Raw genomic sequence first — 19663 nt, 5'->3', positions numbered from 1 at the left:
CGTAGGTCATCTCTTTCTAACGGCCAATAAAAAACCCCGGCAGCGTTAGCTGTCGGGGTTTTGGGATTAAGAGCCTGACGATGACCTACTCTCGCATGGGCAACGCCACACTACCATCGGCGCTGGTCTGTTTCACTGCTGAGTTCGGGATGGGATCAGGTGGTTCCAGACCGCTATGGTCGTCAGGCAAAACGGTTGATCACTGGGATGGATGAGATTGAAGTGCTTTACGATCAAGGTTATCGCAGTTGTCTTGGGTGTTATATAGTCAAGCCGCACGAGCAATTAGTACCGGTTAGCTCAACGCCTCGCAGCGCTTACACACCCGGCCTATCAACGTCCTGGTCTTGAACGGCTCTTCAGGGGCCTCGAGGGCCCGGGGAGATCTCATCTTGGAAGGGGCTTCCCGCTTAGATGCCTTCAGCGGTTATCCCGTCCGAACATAGCTACCGGGCAGTGCCACTGGCGTGACAACCCGAACACCAGAGGTTCGTCCACTCCGGTCCTCTCGTACTAGGAGCAGCTTTCCTCAAATCTCCAACGTCCACGGCAGATAGGGACCGAACTGTCTCACGACGTTCTAAACCCAGCTCGCGTACCACTTTAAATGGCGAACAGCCATACCCTTGGGACCGGCTTCAGCCCCAGGATGTGATGAGCCGACATCGAGGTGCCAAACACCGCCGTCGATGTGAACTCTTGGGCGGTATCAGCCTGTTATCCCCGGAGTACCTTTTATCCGTTGAGCGATGGCCCTTCCATACAGAACCACCGGATCACTATGACCTACTTTCGTACCTGCTCGACGTGTCTGTCTCGCAGTTAAGCGGGCTTGTGCCATTACACTAACCGCATGATGTCCGACCATGCTTAGCCCACCTTTGTGCTCCTCCGTTACGCTTTGGGAGGAGACCGCCCCAGTCAAACTACCCACCACACAGTGTCCTCATCCCCGATCAGGGGACCAAGTTAGAACCTCAAACATGTCAGGCTGGTATTTCAAGGTTGGCTCCACCGGAACTGGCGTCCCGGTTTCAAAGCCTCCCAGCTATCCTACACAAACATGCTCAAAGTTCACTGTGAAGCTATAGTAAAGGTTCACGGGGTCTTTCCGTCTAGCCGCGGATACACCGCATCTTCACGGCGATTTCAATTTCACTGAGTCTCGGGTAGAGACAGCGCCCCCATCGTTACGCCATTCGTGCAGGTCGGAACTTACCCGACAAGGAATTTCGCTACCTTAGGACCGTTATAGTTACGGCCGCCGTTTACCGGGGCTTCGATCAAGAGCTTCGTCCGAGGACTAACCCCATCAATTAACCTTCCGGCACCGGGCAGGCGTCACACCGTATACGTCCACTTTCGTGTTAGCACAGTGCTGTGTTTTTAATAAACAGTCGCAGGGGCCTGGTATCTTCGACCGGCCTCGGCTCCACCCGCAGGGGTTTCACCTAACGCCGGCGTGCCTTCTCCCGAAGTTACGGCACCATTTTGCCTAGTTCCTTTACCCGAGTTCTCTCAAGCGCCTTGGGATTCTCACCCTGACCACCTGTGTCGGTTTGGGGTACGGGCCCGAGTAGCCTGAAGCTTAGAAGATTTTCCTGGAAGCCTGGCATCAATGACTTCCCGCCCTGAAAGGGCAGTCGTCGTCACGTCTCGGAATTGAGGACCCGGATTTGCCTAAGTCCCCTTCCTACACGCTTAAACCGGGACAACCGTCGCCCGGCTCACCTAGCCTTCTCCGTCTCTCCATCGCAGCTACCCAAGGTACGGGAATATTAACCCGTTTCCCATCGACTACACCTTTCGGTCTCGCCTTAGGGGCCGACTCACCCTGCGCCGATTAGCGTTGCGCAGGAACCCTTGGTCTTCCGGCGTGGGGGTTTTTCACCCCCATTATCGTTACTCATGTCAGCATTCGCACTTCTGATACCTCCAGCATGCCTCTCGACACACCTTCGCAGGCTTACAGAACGCTCCCCTACCCCGCATACTTGCGTATGCAGCCGCAGCTTCGGTGACCAGTTTGAGCCCCGTTACATCTTCCGCGCAGGCCGACTCGACTAGTGAGCTATTACGCTTTCTTTAAAGGATGGCTGCTTCTAAGCCAACCTCCTAGCTGTCTGAGCCTTCCCACATCGTTTCCCACTTAACTGGTACTTGGGGACCTTAGCTGGCGGTCTGGGTTGTTTCCCTCTCCACAACGGACGTTAGCACCCGCTGTGTGTCTCCCGGATAGTACTCACTGGTATTCGGAGTTTGCATCGGGTTGGTAAGTCGGGATGACCCCCTAGCCGAAACAGTGCTCTACCCCCAGTGGTATTCGTCCGAGGCGCTACCTAAATAGCTTTCGGGGAGAACCAGCTATCTCCGGGCTTGATTAGCCTTTCACTCCGATCCACAAGTCATCCCCTGGCTTTTCAACGACAGTGGGTTCGGGCCTCCAGTGCCTGTTACGGCACCTTCACCCTGCTCATGGATAGATCGCCCGGTTTCGGGTCTATGCCCAGCGACTAAGTCGCCCTATTCAGACTCGGTTTCCCTACGGCTCCCCTACACGGTTAACCTCGCCACTGAACATAAGTCGCTGACCCATTATACAAAAGGTACGCCGTCACCCCACGAAGGGGCTCCGACTGCTTGTACGCATACGGTTTCAGGGTCTATTTCACTCCCCTCACAGGGGTTCTTTTCGCCTTTCCCTCACGGTACTGGTTCACTATCGGTCAGTCAGGAGTATTTAGCCTTGGAGGATGGTCCCCCCATGTTCAGACAGGATTACACGTGACCCGTCCTACTCGATTTCACTGAACTCAGGTTTCGGATACGGGGCTATCACCCACTATGGCGGTCCTTTCCAGAACCTTCTCCTACCAGTCGTCCAGCTTAAGGGCTGGTCCCCGTTCGCTCGCCGCTACTAAGGGAATCTCGGTTGATTTCTTTTCCTCGGGGTACTTAGATGTTTCAGTTCCCCCGGTTCGCCTCTTACACCTATGGATTCAGTGTAAGATACCGACCCGAAAGTCGGTGGGTTTCCCCATTCAGAGATGCCCGGATCACAGCTTGTTTGCCAGCTCCCCGAGCCTTATCGCAGGCTTCCACGTCTTTCATCGCCTCTGACTGCCAAGGCATCCACCGTATGCGCTTAGTTGCTTGACTATATAACCCCAAGACAACTGACCTGCGCCTCATCGTTCAACAGGAAATCGCCAACCACCGAAGTGATTCACCATTTCTCGCTTCTCGACGAGATTCAGAGACAGCCGACTGAAGCTATAAACAACCACTTCAACGACACACCGGATAACGCTTGATCGTTATCGCTGAGATTGACTCTGAACTAGAAGAATCAATCTCGTGTTTCAATCTCATCCGAATTGTTAAAGAGCAATTCTGACCCAGTGATCAGAAAGAAGGGCTTCGATGGTCATCAATTCGAAACACTTGTTTCTGCACACTGACTTGCGTCAGGTATTCAGGGATCGTCGACCAGGTTTTGGTGGAGCCAGGCGGGATCGAACCGCCGACCTCCTGCGTGCAAGGCAGGCGCTCTCCCAGCTGAGCTATGGCCCCTAATATCAGCCACTCACCAAGCCGGCAAACCGTGTTCACTCGCCGTACTCGGAAAATTGATCAGATCTAGGCGCGCCAAGGTGAAGCGTACATCAGTACGCGAGTCCTGGCGCAACGACGAGCTGGTCAATTTTGGTGGGTCTGGGTGGACTTGAACCACCGACCTCACCCTTATCAGGGGTGCGCTCTAACCACCTGAGCTACAGACCCGGTTTTGCTTGTCACAAACAAGCCAAGTCGGGCCCGAAAGACCCTTTGCTCTCTTCTCATTGACCAAGTAATTCGTGTGGACTCTGACCGAAACCTCCAGCTATCGTTAAGGAGGTGATCCAGCCGCAGGTTCCCCTACGGCTACCTTGTTACGACTTCACCCCAGTCATGAACCACACCGTGGTGATCGTCCTCCCGAAGGTTAGACTAACCACTTCTGGTGCAATCCACTCCCATGGTGTGACGGGCGGTGTGTACAAGGCCCGGGAACGTATTCACCGCGACATTCTGATTCGCGATTACTAGCGATTCCGACTTCACGCAGTCGAGTTGCAGACTGCGATCCGGACTACGACGCGTTTTATGAGATTAGCTCACCCTCGCGGGGTTGCAGCCCTCTGTGCGCGCCATTGTAGCACGTGTGTAGCCCTGGCCGTAAGGGCCATGATGACCTGACGTCATCCCCACCTTCCTCCGGTTTGTCACCGGCAGTCTCCCTAGAGTTCCCACCATGATGTGCTGGCAACTAGGGATAAGGGTTGCGCTCGTTACGGGACTTAACCCAACATCTCACGACACGAGCTGACGACGGCCATGCAGCACCTGTGTTTGGGTTCCCGAAGGCACCAATCCATCTCTGGAAAGTTCCCAACATGTCAAGGCCAGGTAAGGTTCTTCGCGTTGCGTCGAATTAAACCACATGCTCCACCGCTTGTGCGGGCCCCCGTCAATTCATTTGAGTTTTAACCTTGCGGCCGTACTCCCCAGGCGGTCTACTTAGTGCGTTAACTGCGCCACTAAGACTTCAAGAGTCCCAACGGCTAGTAGACATCGTTTACGGCGTGGACTACCAGGGTATCTAATCCTGTTTGCTCCCCACGCTTTCGCACCTCAGCGTCAGTATTGGTCCAGGTAGCCGCCTTCGCCACTGGTGTTCCTTCCTATATCTACGCATTTCACCGCTACACAGGAAATTCCACTACCCTCTACCATACTCTAGCCTGACAGTTCGGAATGCCGTTCCCAGGTTAAGCCCAGGGCTTTCACATCCCGCTTATCAAACCGCCTACGCGCGCTTTACGCCCAGTAATTCCGATTAACGCTTGCACCCTCCGTATTACCGCGGCTGCTGGCACGGAGTTAGCCGGTGCTTCTTCTGCAAGTAACGTCAAGCATGCTGGGTATTAGCCAACACGTTTTCCTCCTTGCTGAAAGTGCTTTACAACCCGAAAGCCTTCTTCACACACGCGGCATGGCTGGATCAGGGTTGCCCCCATTGTCCAATATTCCCCACTGCTGCCTCCCGTAGGAGTTCGGGCCGTGTCTCAGTCCCGATGTGGCTGATCATCCTCTCAGACCAGCTACGGATCGTCGCCTTGGTAGGCCATTACCCCACCAACTAGCTAATCCGACATAGGCACATCCAATAGCGCAAGGTCCGAAGATCCCCTGCTTTCCCCCGAAGGGCGTATGCGGTATTAATCCGGGTTTCCCCGGGCTATCCCCCACTACTGGGCAGTTTCCTATGCATTACTCACCCGTCCGCCGCTCGACAGCGGGGAGCAAGCTCCCCCTGTTTCCGCTCGACTTGCATGTGTTAGGCCTGCCGCCAGCGTTCAATCTGAGCCATGATCAAACTCTTCAGTTTAAATCATACAAGATCCGAAGATCTCTAATCTTGCTCAAGACAAAACTCATTCTCGACGAGTCGCTTGCCTCGATTATCTGTCGCCAGATAGTCTCGGCCAGCGCCCACACGAATTACTTGGTCAACTTGTTAAAGAGCGTTGAGCATCTGCTCAATCAAGGCCGCGTATTCTACATCAGATCGCCACCTTGTCAACGATTATTTCAAGGTTTTTAACGCCGCTCCCGAAGAAGACCTGAACCGCAAAAACCCAAATCAAACAACCGCTTACTTCGCCTTCCCGTTCAAGCCTCATGGGCCGTGTCCGTCGAAGTGGGGCGCATTCTACAGCCTCACCGATTCCTGTCAACGGCCAATACCAACTTTTTTAGGGCGGTTTCGGTTTGCCGCTATAAAACCGGTCAGTTCGCCGTCACATCGACTGAAAAATGATCCAATTACTCCTCGGGCGTCGCCCTGCTCTCACCGGTCGGCCGACGCCCCTGCCGGAACAGGGCGCGCACGGGCCCAGAGAGCACATAGATCAGGAATGCGGTGAACAGCACGGTACCCGGATCCAGAGCGATCACTACAAAGACCAGCACAACCAGCAGGATCGCCGCAAAGGGAACACGCCCCCGCATGTCCAGGTCCTTGAAGCTGTTGTACAGGATATTGGAGACCATCAGCACACCCGCACCACCAACGATGACAATGGTCAGCGCGGTCAGCCAGCTTGCCGGTTCGTATTCATGGAAACACCAGACCAGCCCCGCCACCACGGCGGCCGCCGACGGACTGGGCAGTCCCACAAAGAATTTCTTGTCCACGGAGCCTATCTGGGTGTTGAAACGAGCCAGCCTCAGGGCGGCACCGGCCACGTAGATAAAGGTAATGGCCCACCCCACCTGGCCGAGGTTGTTGAGTGACCAGAAAAAAGCCACCAGCCCCGGCGCCACACCGAAGGCAACCATATCCGCCAGGCTGTCGTATTCTTCGCCGAACTTGCTCTGGGTATTGGTCATGCGGGCAACACGACCATCCAAACCATCAAGGATCATGGATACAAAGATGGCGATGGCCGCATTGGCAAACATGCCATTGGCCGCCGACACAATGGCGTAGAAACCGGAAAAGAGTGAGGCTGTTGTCAGCAGGTTGGGCAGGAGATAGATACCGCGACGACGGACCCGGTCACCTTCCACCACCTCTTCTTCTTCCACTTCACCCGGTCGCAGGTCGTTGTCGTTTTCCGGGACTTTGGCGCTTTTCTTGGCGTCGCTCATGAATCCAATTCCGTCATGGGTGAATTATCCAGTATAACCCCCTGGGGCAAATCGGGAAAAATCATGGTCGCCCCTGGAACAAAAAAACGCGGCCCGAAGGCCGCGTTTTCCAGGAGGGAACCGTTTCCCGGGGGAATCAGTTCTTGTCCTTGTCCACGATCTTGTTCGCGGTGATCCACGGCATCATGGAACGCAGCTTCTCACCCACGGTTTCGATCTCATGGGCGGCGTTCTGACGACGACGGGCCGTCATGGACGGGTAGTTCAGCCCACCTTCGGAGATGAACATCTTGGCGTACTCACCGCTCTGGATGCGTTTGAGGGCATTACGCATGGCTTCCCGGGACTGTTCGTTGATGATTTCCGGACCGGTCACGTACTCACCATACTCCGCGTTGTTGGAGATGGAGTAGTTCATGTTGGCGATACCGCCCTCGTACATCAGGTCAACGATCAGCTTGAGTTCGTGCAGACACTCGAAGTACGCCATTTCCGGCGCATAACCGGCTTCCACCAGTGTCTCGAAACCAGCCTTGACCAGTTCAACGGTACCGCCACACAGGACCGCCTGCTCACCAAACAGGTCGGTTTCAGTCTCGTCCTTGAAGGTGGTTTCGATGATGCCGGTGCGACCACCGCCGATGCCGCTGGCGTAGGACAGGGACAGGTTCTTGGCGTTGCCGGAGGCGTCCTGGAAGATGGCGATCAGGTCAGGAATACCGCCGCCACGCTCGAACTCGGTGCGCACGGTGTGACCCGGGGCCTTGGGAGCCACCATGATCACATCCAGGTCCTTACGGGGAACAATCTGGTTGTAGTGGATGGCGAAACCATGGGCGAACGCCAGGGTGGCGCCTTCCTTCAGGTTGGGCTCGATCTGGGACTGGTACAGCTCGGCCTGGTATTCGTCCGGAGTCAGCACCATGACCACGTCAGCGGCCGCAACGGCGCTCGGCACATCGGCGGTCTTCAGGCCATAGGCTTCCGCCTTGGGAATGGATGAGGAACCGGGGCGCAGGCCCACGGTGACGTCCACACCGGATTCCTTCAGGTTGCACGCATGGGCGTGGCCCTGGGAACCAAAACCGAGGATGGCAACTTTCTTGCCCTGGATGATGGAAAGATCGCAATCCTTATCGTAGTAAACCTGCATAGTAACCTCTGTCTTGTATTGGCCCCGCTTCCAGGGCCCTTTTTCGGTGAAATCGTTCAGAAACTCAGAGACTGAGAACCTTCTCGCCACGGGCAATACCGGAGACACCCGAGCGCACCACTTCCAGTACGCCGGCGGTGCCCACTGCCTGGATAAAGGCATCCAGCTTATCGCTGTTACCCGCCAACTGCACTGTGTAGACGCTGCTGGTGACATCCACGATCTGGCCACGGAAGATGTCCACCGTCCGCTTGATCTCCGCCCGCTGGGCGCCGCTGGCCTTGAGCTTGACCAGCATTAGTTCCCGCTCGATGTGCGCGCCCTCGGTCAGGTCCACCAGTTTGACCACCTCGATCAGCTTGTTGAGCTGCTTGGTGATCTGCTCAATGACCTTGTCGGAGCCCGTGGTGGTAACGGTCAGACGGGACAGGGTCTCGTCCTCCGTGGGTGCCACGGTGAGTGTTTCGATGTTGTAGTTGCGCTGGGAGAACAGCCCGACCACCCGGGACAGTGCGCCCGGTTCGTTTTCCAGCAAAACAGAAATGATTCGACGCATGATCACACCCTCTCCGTCTTGCTGAGCCACATATCTTTCATGGCACCTCGGGCCACCTGCATCGGGTAAACGTGCTCGAACCGGTCAACGTAAACATCGACAAACACCAGCTTGTCTTTCATGGCCAGGACTTCCTTCAACGTCGACTCCAGATCTTCTTTCCTCTCGATCCGGACACCAACATGGCCGTAAGCCTCCGCCAGCTTGATGAAATCCGGCAGGGATTCCATGTAGGACTGAGAATGCCGGGACTCGTAGTTCATGTCCTGCCACTGCTTGACCATGCCCAGGGCCTGGTTGTTCAGGTTGATGATCTTCACCGGCAGGTTGTACTGGCTGCACGTGGACAGTTCCTGGATATTCATCTGGATACTGCCCTCGCCGGTGATGCAGAGTACCTCGTCATCCGGGTAGTTGAGTTTGACTCCCATGGCGGCGGGCAGACCGAAGCCCATGGTGCCCAGGCCACCGGAGTTGATCCAGCGGTTGGGCCGGTCGAACTTGTAGTACTGGGCCGCGAACATCTGGTGCTGGCCGACGTCGGTGGTCACGTAGGCCTCGCCATTGGTCAGCTTGTGCAGCATCTCAATGACTTCCTGGGGCTTGATGACGTCGTCACTGGTTTCATAGCGCATGCCATGGAAGGCCCGCCAGTCGTCGATCTGCTTCCACCAGGCCTTGAGGGCATCGGCATCCGGCTTATGCTCGGATTCTTTTACCATGCCGATCATTTCACGGAGCACCGCATCCACCGGACCGACGATGGGCACATCCGCTTCCACAGTCTTGGAGATGGACGCCGGATCGATATCGATGTGAATGATGCGGGCGCCGGGGCAGAACTTCTCGGTAGCATTGGTGACACGGTCATCAAAGCGCGCACCCACCGCCAGGATCAGGTCCGAGTGGTGCATGGCCATGTTGGACTCGTAGGTCCCGTGCATGCCCAGCCAGCCTACGTGCTGCGGGTCCGACGCCGGGTAGCAACCGATGCCCATCAGGGTGTTGGTGAGCGGATAGCCCAGCATGCGGGTCAGTTCGGTGAGCTGGTCGGTGGCCTTACCCAGGATCACACCACCACCGGCGTAGATGATAGGGCGCTTGGCGGACAACAGCATGTCCACCGCCTTGCGGATCTGACCGGTGTGCCCGCGAACCGCTGGATTGTAGGACCGCAGCTTGACCTTTTTAGGGTAGGAATACTCATAGCGCTCGTTGGGGGTGGTCATATCCTTGGGGATATCCACCACCACCGGTCCGGGACGACCGGTGGACGCGATGTAGTAAGCCTTGCGGATGATCTCCGGAATTTCCTCCGGATGACGCACAGACAGGTTGTGCTTCACGACAGGGCGAGACACGCCGATCATGTCGGTTTCCTGGAAGGCATCCTCACCGATCAGGGTGGACGCCACCTGACCGCACAGCACCACCATGGGAATGGAATCCATGAAGGCGGTGGCAATGCCGGTGATTGTGTTGGTGGCTCCAGGACCCGAGGTCACCAGTACGGTACCTGGTTTTCCGGAAGCCCGGGCGTAGCCGTCGGCCATGTGGACCGCAGCCTGCTCGTGGCGCACCAGAATATGCTTGACTTTGTCCTGCCTGAACAGCGCGTCATAAATATGAAGCGCCGCACCACCGGGATAACCATAGATGTACTCTATACCCTCATCCTGCAAAGAGCGGATGAGCATATCGGCACCAGACAATAACTCCACGTGATGTACCCTCTATATACGAGTGAATGTTACGGGAATCGTCCCGAATTGCCTGGATGCCCGGTGCCTTGGCCTCTTTTGAAGGCCGGCATGGGCGTTCCGCCACACCATTTCTGACAGAGGTTGTCTCCTGGACAGCCCGGTTCCTGAGGGTTCCGGAACAGGGCCAGTCAACGGGTTGCCATCATACTGGGCGCTTTGCCGATAGAAAAAGCAACCGCCTGTACCCGGGGTACAGGAAGCACAGTGTGGTATTCAACGGGGGTTACTGCTCGGGATTGCCTGCCGTATTGACCCCTGCTTTCAGGCAACCTGTAATTCTGACAGCGGGAAAGATTCTGTCAATAGAAACAGCGCGCCAGGCACCTCTATAGCGCCCATTCCCGTGCATTTGGTTTGATTTGGCAACTGGTTCAGGCAGAAACGTCCAGCCAAGCGCTGGCGAGGGGATACCAGGCTGCCCCCTGGTTCACAGAATTGAGAGCGATGCAGGAAAACCTTGACCCGCCATGGCATGATTGTCGTTAAATGGCTGGTGGTGGCTGGTCCTGCCTTATTTTCCGACAGACGCCACACCTGCCCGTCAGTTCAAACTTCGAGGGATTTTGCGGTTATGATCCAACGCCTGATACTACTGGCCCTGATTGGCCTGATGGTTCCCACCCTTGCCTCCGCGGAGTCAGTTTATCGCTGGGAGGATGAAAACGGTGTGGTGCACTTTGGCGACCGTGAACCGGCTGGCCGCTCCTCCGAAAGGGTCAGCGTGAAAACCGGCCAGTCCAGCAACGACGCCGAACGGCAGTCACCCCAGGAGCAGGTAAGAGCCCTCGATGAGAACCAGGCCGAACGGGAACGCCGCGAGAAGGAAACCGCTGTCGAGGAAGCCCGTCGCAAGCAACGGGAGGCCCGGTGCCAGACCGCCCAGGCGAACCTTCAGGCCATCAATAGTAACGCCCGCATCCGGGTGACGGAAGATGGCGAGCAACGCTACCTGAGCCCCGAGGAAATCGCGGAGAAGAAGCAGCAGTTCGAGGACATTGTCAGTGAGAGCTGCGGCGAAGCCGAGTCATAAGCAACGCTTCAATGTCGTGTTTCCGGCGGCTAGTGCGCTCAGATAATTCTGCCGCAATGCTGAGGATCAGGCGGGGAAGCTCCCGCCTGATCCTCAGCACTGCACGACCTGGGAGTCCGGGCAGCCAGTCACCCCCGGGGCCGCTAACCACCCAGCCATACCCTGCCCCATGTTCAATTTGCCCATCACCCCAAGCACTTCCTGTGTGTCGCCTGCGGCCAATTGTCAGGCTGCGTTTCCTTTTCGTTTCGTTTTGTATCATTGCCAGCGGAAATTCACCGCGAACACTAGGCTATTTCTGACGCTCCCCCAACTGGCAGAGCGGACCTTCGGGCACCACTGAGGGCCAGGGGGGGGGATTTCAGCGACCGACCGGGGCATGGGAGGTATTGTAATGGACGGAAGCTATAACCTGGGCCTGGTATTCATCTCTTATGTTGTCTCGATACTCGGGGCACTCACCGCACTGGAACTGGCGGGGGGACTCGCCTCGGCACGTACCGGGGCACAACGAATCGCCATTATCCTGCTCGGCGGGGTCGCCATGGGTGGCGGCGCCATCTGGGCAATGCATTTCATCGCCATGGTGGCCCACCGTATGCCCATGGTGGTGACCTATGACACCGGCATAACCATCTTCTCGGCGCTTGTGGCTATCGCAGCCAGCGCCGCCGGACTCGCGATTGCCGGCCTGGGGAGGCGCTCCATGCCTCGCCTGGTTGGCGGTGGACTGGTCATGGGCCTAGGTGTTGCTGCCATGCACTACATCGGAATGGAAGCAATGCTGATGCCGGCAACGCTTCAGTACGACCCTTCCATAGTTGCCCTGTCGGTAGTCATCGCCGTGGTCGCCGCAACCGCAGCCCTCTGGATTGCCTTCCACCTTAGCGGGCTTTGGCTGATGTTGCTCAGTGCTCCGGTCATGGGCGCAGCGGTGTGCGGCATGCACTACACCGGCATGGCTGCCACAAGCTATATCGCCACCGATATGGCCGGGACCCCCTGGGTACTTGGCGCAATGAGCGGCCACAACCTGGGCATCAGCATCTTCGTGGTTGTCGGCGTGGTGCTCGGGGCAGCAATACCATTCTGCTACCTATGGAGCCATGATCGGCAGGCTCAGGAAAGCCTCCAGAGATAGTGGGCTGCAGCGGCCCCCGGACCGGGTATTCCATGACCCAGGGGCCGCCACCCGTACCAGAGGCTCCTGCCCTGTTGTATCAACCCTTGCTGAACACCAGTTGGTGGTCCTTCACCGTTGCCCGGATCACGTCACCGGAGACAAATTCCCCCTGCAACAGCCGCTGGGCCAGCGGGTTTTCGATCATGCGCTGGATAGCCCGCTTCAGCGGTCGGGCACCGTAGACGGGGTCATACCCCACTTCCGCCAGCAGATCCATAGCGGAGTCGTCCAGCTCCAGCCGCATATCCTGGTCCTTAAGACGCTTGCCGAGTGACTCGATCTGAATGCTGGCGATACCACGGATCTGGTTCTCCGCCAGGGGATGGAACACCACCACTTCATCCACCCGGTTAATGAACTCCGGACGGAAGTGGGTACCCACCACCTCCATGACGGCGTTCTTCATGGCCTCGTAGTTTTCCTCCCCGGCCTTCTGCTGGATGATATCTGACCCCAGGTTGGAGGTCATGACGATCACCGTATTGCGGAAGTCCACGGTGCGCCCCTGACCATCGGTCAGGCGCCCATCTTCCAGCACCTGCAGCAGGATGTTGAACACATCCGGATGGGCCTTCTCCACCTCATCCAGCAACAGCACAGAGTATGGCCGACGGCGCACGGCCTCGGTCAGGTAGCCACCCTCTTCGTAACCCACGTAGCCGGGAGGCGCACCAATCAGCCGGGCCACGGAGTGTTTTTCCATGAACTCGGACATGTCGATACGGACCATGGCCTCCTCGGTGTCGAACAGGAAGGCCGCCAGCGACTTGCACAGCTCGGTCTTGCCCACCCCGGTTGGCCCGAGGAACAGGAAAGAGCCGTTGGGCCGGTGGGGATCAGACAACCCCGCCCGCGATCGACGCACGGCGTTGGCCACGGCCTCAACGGCCTCATCCTGACCAATGACACGCTGATGTAATGCCTCTTCCATGCGCATCAGCTTGTCGCGCTCCCCTTCCAGCATCTTGGACACCGGGATGCCAGTCCACTTGGAGACCACCTCGGCGATCTCCTCGTCGGTGACCCGGTTACGCAGCAGCTTCATCTCCATCATCTCGGCCTGGCTGGCCATATCCAGCTGCCGCTCCAGTTCCGGGATGGTACCGTACTGGAGCTCGGACATCCTGCCCAGGTCTCCGGCGCGGCGGGCGTTCTCCAGGTCGATGCGGGCTTGCTCAAGCTGGCTCTTGATCTTCTGGGAGCCGTGCAATGCTGCCTTCTCGGTGTTCCAGACTTCCTCCAGGTCAGCGTACTCCCGCTCAACACCGGAAATGACACTGGACAACTCTTCCAGCCGCTTCCTGGAGGCTGCATCGCTTTCCTTCTTGAGGGCTTCCCGCTCGATCTTGAGCTGGATCAGTCGCCGCTCCAGGCGATCCAGGGCCTCCGGCTTGGAGTCCATCTCCATGCGGATCTGACTGGCGGCCTCATCCACCAGGTCGATGGCCTTGTCCGGCAACTGTCGGTCCGTGATGTAGCGGTGAGACAGCTTGGAGGCAGCGATGATCGCGCCGTCGGTGACCTCGACACCGTGGTGCACCTCATACCGCTCCTTGAGGCCACGGAGGATGGCAATGGTGTCTTCCTCGGTAGGCTCGGTGACCAGCACTTTCTGGAACCGGCGCTCCAGGGCAGCGTCCTTCTCGATGTTCTCACGGTATTCATCCAGGGTGGTGGCGCCCACGCAATGCAGCTCGCCACGGGCCAGGGCCGGCTTGAGCATGTTGCCGGCATCCATGGAACCTTCGGCCTTGCCGGCGCCGACCATGGTGTGGATCTCATCGATAAACAGGATGATCTGGCCTTCCTGCTTGGCAAGTTCATTGAGTACGGCTTTCAGGCGCTCCTCGAACTCCCCCCGGAACTTGGCGCCGGCAATCAGCGCGCCCATGTCCAGGGACAACACGCGCTTGTCCTTGAGACCATCCGGCACCTCACCATTGACGATGCGCTGGGCCAGCCCTTCCACAATGGCGGTCTTGCCCACACCCGGCTCACCAATCAGCACCGGGTTGTTCTTGCGGCGACGCTGGAGGACCTGGATGGTGCGTCGGATCTCATCGTCGCGGCCAATCACCGGATCCAGCTTGCCGGCTTCGGCTCGCTCGGTCAGGTCAATGGTGTACTTGGACAGGGCCTGGCGATTTTCCTCAGCGCCGGCATCGTTAACCGCTTCACCACCGCGGATCTCGTCAATCGCCTTTTCCAGGCCTTCCTTTGTCACACCCTGCTCTTTCAGCACGCGCCCGAGGGTGCCCCGGTTTTCCAGCGCCGCCAGCAGCATAAGTTCACTGGAAATAAACTGGTCGCCACGTTGCTGGGCCAGCTTGTCTGCCACATTGAACAGGCGCCCCATGTCGTTGGACATGGAAACATCGCCCGCCGAGCCTTTCACTTCCGGCAGGTTCTCGATCTCCCAGGCGATCGCCTGACGCACGCGGTTGGGTTCGGCCCCGGCCTGCTTGAGCAGCGGCTTGATACCACTGCCTTCCTGGTCCAGCAGTGCATGCATCAGATGGATGGGCTCGATAAAGTTGTGGTCCCTGCCAACCGCCAGTGACTGGGCGTCTGCAAGGGCGGTCTGTAACCGGCTGGTGAGTTTGTCAATTCTCATGGTCTGTCATCCCCAGTTCTTGCTATCAATGCCTTTGCCCAACAACCTGGCGGAATCATTCCCGCGGCAAACGACATGCGGATTGCTTTGACCTTTAATGTAGGGCCAACTGGGGGGACTTCAAGACGAAGACGGCCAAAAGTGTCAGAAAATTGACAGGGATCAGTGGATGGCGGGGCTGATGTTCAGGGTTCCAGCCAGATACAGGATGCCATGCGACCGGTCTGGCCGTCCCGGCGATAGGAAAAGAACCGTTGCGGCTCACTGACCGTGCACCAGTCACCACCATGGATGGCTTCGACACCGGCCTGCTGCAGACGGAACCGGGCGAGTCCGACAATATCGGCCAGGAAATGCCCGGGGCGATCCGGTGACAGGGCGAAGCACGGGTCCAACTGGTGGCTGAACGCCAGGAAACGCTCCCGCACCTCCGGCCCCACCTCAAAGCGTTCAGGGCCAATGGCCGGCCCCAGCCAGGCCAGTACCTGTGCAGACTGATCAAACGCTGCTACCGTATTCTCCAGTACACCATCGGCCAGCCCCCGCCAACCGGCATGGGCCGCCGCCACCTGCGTTCCCTCCCTGTTACAGAACAGGACCGGCAGGCAGTCCGCCGTCAGGATCGTGCAGACGACGCCGGGCCGGTCCGTCACCGCCGCATCGGCAAGAGGGTCGTCTCCGGGCAGGCGCGCGACATCGGTACCATGCACCTGTTGCAGCCAGTGGAAGTCCTCCGTTTCCAGGTGGGCCCAGTGGGCCAGCCGGCGCCGGTTTTCCAGGACATCCCCGTGGTTGTCACCTACATGGTCTCCCAGGTTGAAACTGTCCCAGGGGGGGGAGCTGGCACCACCGGACCGGGTGGTGCACAGGGCCCGCACCCGGGATGGTGCCGGCCAGTCAGGGTGGATCACCGGTAACTCAGAACTCATGGCTTTCCAGTTCCTTCGCGTGTCGGCGCAAGGCCGCCAGCAACTGCTCGAAATCCTCCGGGAGCGGCGTTTCCCAGGTGAGGATTTCGCCGGTCTCCGGATGCTCCAGGGTCAGTTGGCGGGCATGGAGTGCCTGGCGCTGGAACCCGGCCAGCACCTCCCGCAAAGCCTCGGTGGTTCCCTTCGGTAGCCGCAGGCGACCGCCATACTGTGGGTCACCCACCAGCGGGTGCCTCACATGGGCCATATGGACGCGGATCTGATGCGTACGACCGCTCTCCAGCTTGCACCGGACATGGGTGTGGGCGGCGAAGCGTTCCACAAGCCGATAGTGTGTGACGGCGGGCTTGCCCGAGGCCACCACGGCCATCTTCTTGCGGTCGCGGGGATGGCGACCGATGGGGGCGTCCACGGTGGCCCCACCGGTGAGTTCGCCCACCACCACGGCTTCGTATTCACGTCCCATGGTCCGCTCCTGAAGCTGATCCACCAGGGAAGTATGGGCAATCAGGCTGCGGGCAACCACCATAATGCCGGAGGTATCCTTATCCAGCCGATGGACGATGCCCGCCCGGGGCAGGTTCTCCACCTCCGGCGCATAGTTGAGGAGCGCGTTGACCAGGGTACCATCGGCGTGGCCCGCCGCCGGATGCACCACCAGGCCAGCAGGCTTGTTGATCACCAGCAGGTGCTCGTCCTCGTAGACCACGTCCAGCTCAATGGCCTGCGCCTGCCATTCCACCTGCGCCTCGGGCTCCGCATCCAGTTCGATGCGGTCTCCGAGCATCACCTTTTCCCGCGGTTTGCACCGGCGACCATTGAGGGTGAGGTGTCCGTCTTTGATCCAGCCCTGTAGCCGCGACCGGGAATGTTCTGGCATCAGCTCCGACACCGCCTGGTCCAGCCGCCGGTCGGAGAGTTCATGGGGCACCTCGAATGAGGCACGAATTCGGGAAAGTTCTGTCATACTGGCCCCGGGCCGTTTGAGGGACTGCTCAGTCAGCAAAGCCGGAACCCCGGTCTTTGCAGTCGCCCCTGGTGAATGTCCGTTAACCCACTGCACAACAGCGGACAAGGCCGTTACAATGGCCGATTCCGGTGGGAGCCACCGGCTCAAACGTTATTATACGGGATTCAGGCATGAGATCAGGTTTTCGTTGTGTATTAGTGGCCGCCACACTGGTTCTGGGCGCCTGCGCTTCCACCCAGGAGGAGGCAGAGGTACTGCCGGAAGAGACCTACTACGAGGAAGCCCGCAGCGCCATGAACTCGGGCAACTTCAACGAGGCGGAGAGCAACCTGGACCAGTTGGAGACCTACTACCCGTTCGGTCGCTATGCTGAACAGGCCCAACTCGACCTGATCTACGCCCGCTACCAGAACCTGGACCTGGAAGGCGCCCGCAGCGCCGCTGACCGTTTCCTGCGCCTGAACCCGCAAAGCGAACAGGCGGACTATGCCCTGTATATGCGGGGCCTGGCCTCCTACAACCTGGACGTGGGGCTGGCAACACGATACCTGGGAGTGGACCCCACCGACCGCGATCCCGGTGAGCAGCGCCGGGCCTTCCAGGATTTCTCCGAACTGCTGAGCCGCTACCCGGACAGCGAGTACTCCCCGGATGCCCGCCAGCGCATGATTGCCATCCGTAACCGGCTGGCAGAGCTGGAACTCCACGCCGCCAACTATTACATCCGTCGGCAGGCCTACCTGGCCGCCAACAACCGGGCCCGTTATGTGGTGGAGAACTACCCCGAGTCACCTTCCACGGAGGAAGCCCTGATCCTGATGGCGGAAACCTACCAGGCTCTGGAACTGGATGATGCCGCCAAGGACGCGATCCGCCTGCTGGCCGTCAACTACCCGGGCAGCGAGGCTTTCGACCGTAACCTGAACTTCCAGGGCCGTGACCTGACGCCCGAGAACCGGTCATTGCTGAACGTGGTCACCTTCGGCCTGCTTGGGGACTGACGCCTTCCGGGGCTGCCGCAACGTGGCAGCCCCAATTTCCTTTCTTCAGTTGCCGGGTTTCCAGCCATTGGTAATGGGATAGCGCCGGTCCTTGCCGAATCCCCGTTCGGTGATCCTGACGCCGATCGGCGCCTGCCGGCGTTTGTATTCGTTGATATCCACCAGCCGCACGGCCCGTTCCACATCGGCGCGATCAAATCCTTCCGCCACAATGGCTTCGGCACTGAAATCCCTTTCCACGTACAGGTTGAGGATCTGGTCCAGGATATCGTAACCGGGCAGGCTGTCCTCATCCTTCTGGTCTGGCGCCAGTTCAGCGGACGGGGGGCGGGTAATTACCCGCTCCGGGATGACCGGGCCGAGGGTATTCCGGTACCGGGCCAGGCGGAATACCAGGGTCTTCGGTACGTCCTTGAGGGCATCAAAACCACCGGCCATGTCGCCGTAGAGGGTGGAGTAACCCACCGCCAGCTCGCTCTTGTTGCCGGTGGTCAGCACCAGGGACCCGAACTTGTTGGACAGGGACATCAACAGCACGCCTCGCAGGCGCGCCTGCAGGTTCTCTTCGGTGGTGTCGGGGCTGGTGCCTTCGAAGGGGCCGGCCAGGGTAGCCATGAAGGCATCGTACATGGGCTCAATGGAGAAGACATCGTAGTGCACGCCCAGGGCTCTGGCCTGTGCCTCGGCATCCTCCAGGCTCATGGATGAGGTGTAGCGGAACGGCATCATCACCGCCCGCACCCGGTCCGCCCCCAGGGCATCGACCGCAACCGCCAGCGTGACCGCGGAGTCGATGCCACCGGAAAGCCCCAGCACCACGGAACGGAAGCCGTTCTTGTTGACGTAGTCCCTGACGCCGAGCACCAGGGCCCTGTAGATGTTTTCCTCCAGGGAAGGTTCGGGAAGCGGTGGCCGTGAAAGCGGCTGGCAATGGCGGTCGTAGAGGAACTCCACGGCATACAGGCCTTCATCGAACTGGGGAGCTTCCAGCGCCAGCCCACCGGAATGGTCATAGACCAGGGAGCCGCCGTCGAACACCAGCTCATCCTGCCCGCCCACCAGGTTGACGTAGATGATACTGATGGCGTTATCCCGGGATTTGCCTTCCAGCAGTGCCTTGCGACGGGCCTGCTTGCCGATATCGTAGGGGGAGGCGTTGAGGTTGATCAGCAGTTGGGCGCCAGCGGCAGCCGCTCGCTCGACCGGCCCCTCACTCCAGATATCCTCACACACCGTGAGCCCGACGGGCACACCCCGCAACTCCAGGACACAGGTGTCGGAGCCGGCGGCAAAGTAACGCTTTTCGTCGAACACCTGGTAGTTGGGCGGGAACTGCTTGCAGTAGGTAGCGGCAACCTCGCCACCATCCACCACCAGGGCAGCGTTGTACAGCAGCCCGCCCTGACGGACCGGCGCCCCGATAGCACAGGCAGCCTGCAGGCCGGCCTGGCACAGCTCTGCCAGCGCGTCGGCCACCCTCAACTCCAGGCTTGGCCTCAGCAACAGGTCTTCCGGAGGATAGCCGGTGAGGCAAAGTTCCGGAAATACAACCAGATCTGCGTTATGCTCCTGCTCGGCCTTGCGGACCGCATTGATGACCAGGCGGGTGTTTCCGGGTATGTCCCCCACCAGGAAATCCATCTGTGCCATGACGACAGTGAGTTTCCGGGTGATCTGGCCCACCGTTCCTGCACCTGGCTGCTCAGACATGCTCCGCTCCTGTAACCTGTTGCCGTGAAAAGGCTATTATAACGGTGTGCAGAACGGA

The 19663-nt window shown here is 58.8% G+C and carries 11 protein-coding genes, 2 tRNA genes and 3 rRNA genes; 3 read left to right on the top strand and 13 right to left on the bottom strand.

The features are described from left to right. Positions 1-72: 72 nt before the first annotated feature. The 9 genes from rrf to ACJO3T_RS02545 all read right to left on the bottom strand — a co-directional run bounded on the left by rrf (position 73) and on the right by ACJO3T_RS02545 (position 10126). Positions 73-187 (bottom strand): 5S ribosomal RNA (rrf, locus tag ACJO3T_RS02585). A 77-nt stretch (positions 188-264) separates the two neighbouring features. Next, positions 265-3159: ribosomal RNA gene (locus tag ACJO3T_RS02580) — 23S ribosomal RNA — on the bottom strand. Between the two features lie 338 nt (positions 3160-3497). Next, positions 3498-3573: transfer RNA gene (locus ACJO3T_RS02575), tRNA-Ala, on the bottom strand. 133 nt (positions 3574-3706) lie between these two features. After that, a tRNA-Ile gene (locus ACJO3T_RS02570) sits at positions 3707-3783 on the bottom strand. Between the two features lie 107 nt (positions 3784-3890). Further along, positions 3891-5431: ribosomal RNA gene (locus ACJO3T_RS02565) — 16S ribosomal RNA — on the bottom strand. Together the 16S, 23S and 5S rRNA genes with 2 tRNA genes alongside form the textbook arrangement of a ribosomal RNA operon. A gap of 437 nt (positions 5432-5868) precedes the next feature. After that, complete coding sequence (gene pssA / locus ACJO3T_RS02560) at positions 5869-6696, bottom strand: CDP-diacylglycerol--serine O-phosphatidyltransferase (RefSeq protein ID WP_406961205.1); 828 nt, start codon at positions 6694-6696, stop codon at positions 5869-5871. Between the two features lie 136 nt (positions 6697-6832). Continuing rightward, on the bottom strand, positions 6833-7849 hold the full coding sequence (gene ilvC / locus ACJO3T_RS02555; protein WP_406961203.1) for a ketol-acid reductoisomerase: 1017 nt from the start codon (positions 7847-7849) through the stop codon (positions 6833-6835). A 64-nt stretch (positions 7850-7913) separates the two neighbouring features. Beyond that, positions 7914-8405 (bottom strand): acetolactate synthase small subunit, encoded by a 492-nt coding sequence (gene ilvN, locus ACJO3T_RS02550; RefSeq protein WP_328188565.1) that lies wholly within the window; start codon positions 8403-8405, stop codon positions 7914-7916. 2 nt (positions 8406-8407) lie between these two features. Next, positions 8408-10126, bottom strand: coding sequence for an acetolactate synthase 3 large subunit (locus ACJO3T_RS02545; protein WP_406961201.1), 1719 nt, complete (start codon positions 10124-10126; stop codon positions 8408-8410). A gap of 613 nt (positions 10127-10739) precedes the next feature. Between ACJO3T_RS02545 and ACJO3T_RS02540 the strand changes: the two genes are divergently transcribed. Both ACJO3T_RS02540 and ACJO3T_RS02535 read left to right on the top strand, forming a co-directional pair. After that, a complete protein-coding gene (locus tag ACJO3T_RS02540) occupies positions 10740-11198 on the top strand; it encodes a DUF4124 domain-containing protein (protein WP_406961199.1) in 459 nt (152 codons plus the stop codon). A gap of 394 nt (positions 11199-11592) precedes the next feature. Further along, entirely contained in the window at positions 11593-12339 is a 747-nt protein-coding gene (locus ACJO3T_RS02535; RefSeq protein WP_406977693.1) for an MHYT domain-containing protein, read from the top strand. A 79-nt stretch (positions 12340-12418) separates the two neighbouring features. On the opposite strand, the gene clpB is transcribed toward ACJO3T_RS02535, so the two are convergent. The 3 genes from clpB to rluD all read right to left on the bottom strand — a co-directional run bounded on the left by clpB (position 12419) and on the right by rluD (position 16891). Beyond that, positions 12419-14995 carry an ATP-dependent chaperone ClpB gene (gene clpB, locus ACJO3T_RS02530; protein WP_406977692.1) on the bottom strand — a complete coding sequence of 859 codons (2577 nt, stop codon included), beginning with the start codon at positions 14993-14995 and terminating at the stop codon, positions 12419-12421. Between the two features lie 185 nt (positions 14996-15180). Then, complete coding sequence (gene pgeF / locus ACJO3T_RS02525; RefSeq protein ID WP_406961194.1) at positions 15181-15924, bottom strand: peptidoglycan editing factor PgeF; 744 nt, start codon at positions 15922-15924, stop codon at positions 15181-15183. Beyond that, positions 15914-16891 carry a 23S rRNA pseudouridine(1911/1915/1917) synthase RluD gene (gene rluD, locus ACJO3T_RS02520; protein ID WP_406961193.1) on the bottom strand — a complete coding sequence of 326 codons (978 nt, stop codon included), beginning with the start codon at positions 16889-16891 and terminating at the stop codon, positions 15914-15916. Before rluD ends, pgeF begins: the two co-directional genes overlap by 11 nt. Positions 16892-17064: 173 nt before the next feature. On the opposite strand from rluD, the gene ACJO3T_RS02515 reads away from it, so the two are divergent. Next, positions 17065-17895, top strand: a complete 831-nt coding sequence (locus ACJO3T_RS02515) for an outer membrane protein assembly factor BamD (protein ID WP_406961191.1) — start codon at positions 17065-17067, stop codon at positions 17893-17895. A gap of 45 nt (positions 17896-17940) precedes the next feature. On the opposite strand, the gene ACJO3T_RS02510 is transcribed toward ACJO3T_RS02515, so the two are convergent. Next, positions 17941-19605, bottom strand: a complete 1665-nt coding sequence (locus ACJO3T_RS02510) for an NAD+ synthase (RefSeq protein ID WP_406961190.1) — start codon at positions 19603-19605, stop codon at positions 17941-17943. Positions 19606-19663 lie beyond the last annotated feature (58 nt).

The organism is Marinobacter shunpengi (genome assembly GCF_045449715.1).
Taxonomy (GTDB): domain Bacteria; phylum Pseudomonadota; class Gammaproteobacteria; order Pseudomonadales; family Oleiphilaceae; genus Marinobacter.
The sequence above is the reverse complement of the archived record's forward strand: the minus strand, read 5'-3'. Positions and strand labels throughout refer to the sequence as shown.

Coding starts and splice junctions, on each gene's coding strand:
- pssA (WP_406961205.1), bottom strand. CDS start 6,696: ATGAGCGACGCCAAGAAAAGCGCCAAAGTCCCGGAAAACGACAACGAC.
- ilvC (WP_406961203.1), bottom strand. CDS start 7,849: ATGCAGGTTTACTACGATAAGGATTGCGATCTTTCCATCATCCAGGGC.
- ilvN (WP_328188565.1), bottom strand. CDS start 8,405: ATGCGTCGAATCATTTCTGTTTTGCTGGAAAACGAACCGGGCGCACTG.
- ACJO3T_RS02540 (WP_406961199.1), top strand. CDS start 10,740: ATGATCCAACGCCTGATACTACTGGCCCTGATTGGCCTGATGGTTCCC.
- ACJO3T_RS02535 (WP_406977693.1), top strand. CDS start 11,593: ATGGACGGAAGCTATAACCTGGGCCTGGTATTCATCTCTTATGTTGTC.
- clpB (WP_406977692.1), bottom strand. CDS start 14,995: ATGAGAATTGACAAACTCACCAGCCGGTTACAGACCGCCCTTGCAGAC.
- pgeF (WP_406961194.1), bottom strand. CDS start 15,924: ATGAGTTCTGAGTTACCGGTGATCCACCCTGACTGGCCGGCACCATCC.
- rluD (WP_406961193.1), bottom strand. CDS start 16,891: ATGACAGAACTTTCCCGAATTCGTGCCTCATTCGAGGTGCCCCATGAA.
- ACJO3T_RS02515 (WP_406961191.1), top strand. CDS start 17,065: ATGAGATCAGGTTTTCGTTGTGTATTAGTGGCCGCCACACTGGTTCTG.
- ACJO3T_RS02510 (WP_406961190.1), bottom strand. CDS start 19,605: ATGTCTGAGCAGCCAGGTGCAGGAACGGTGGGCCAGATCACCCGGAAA.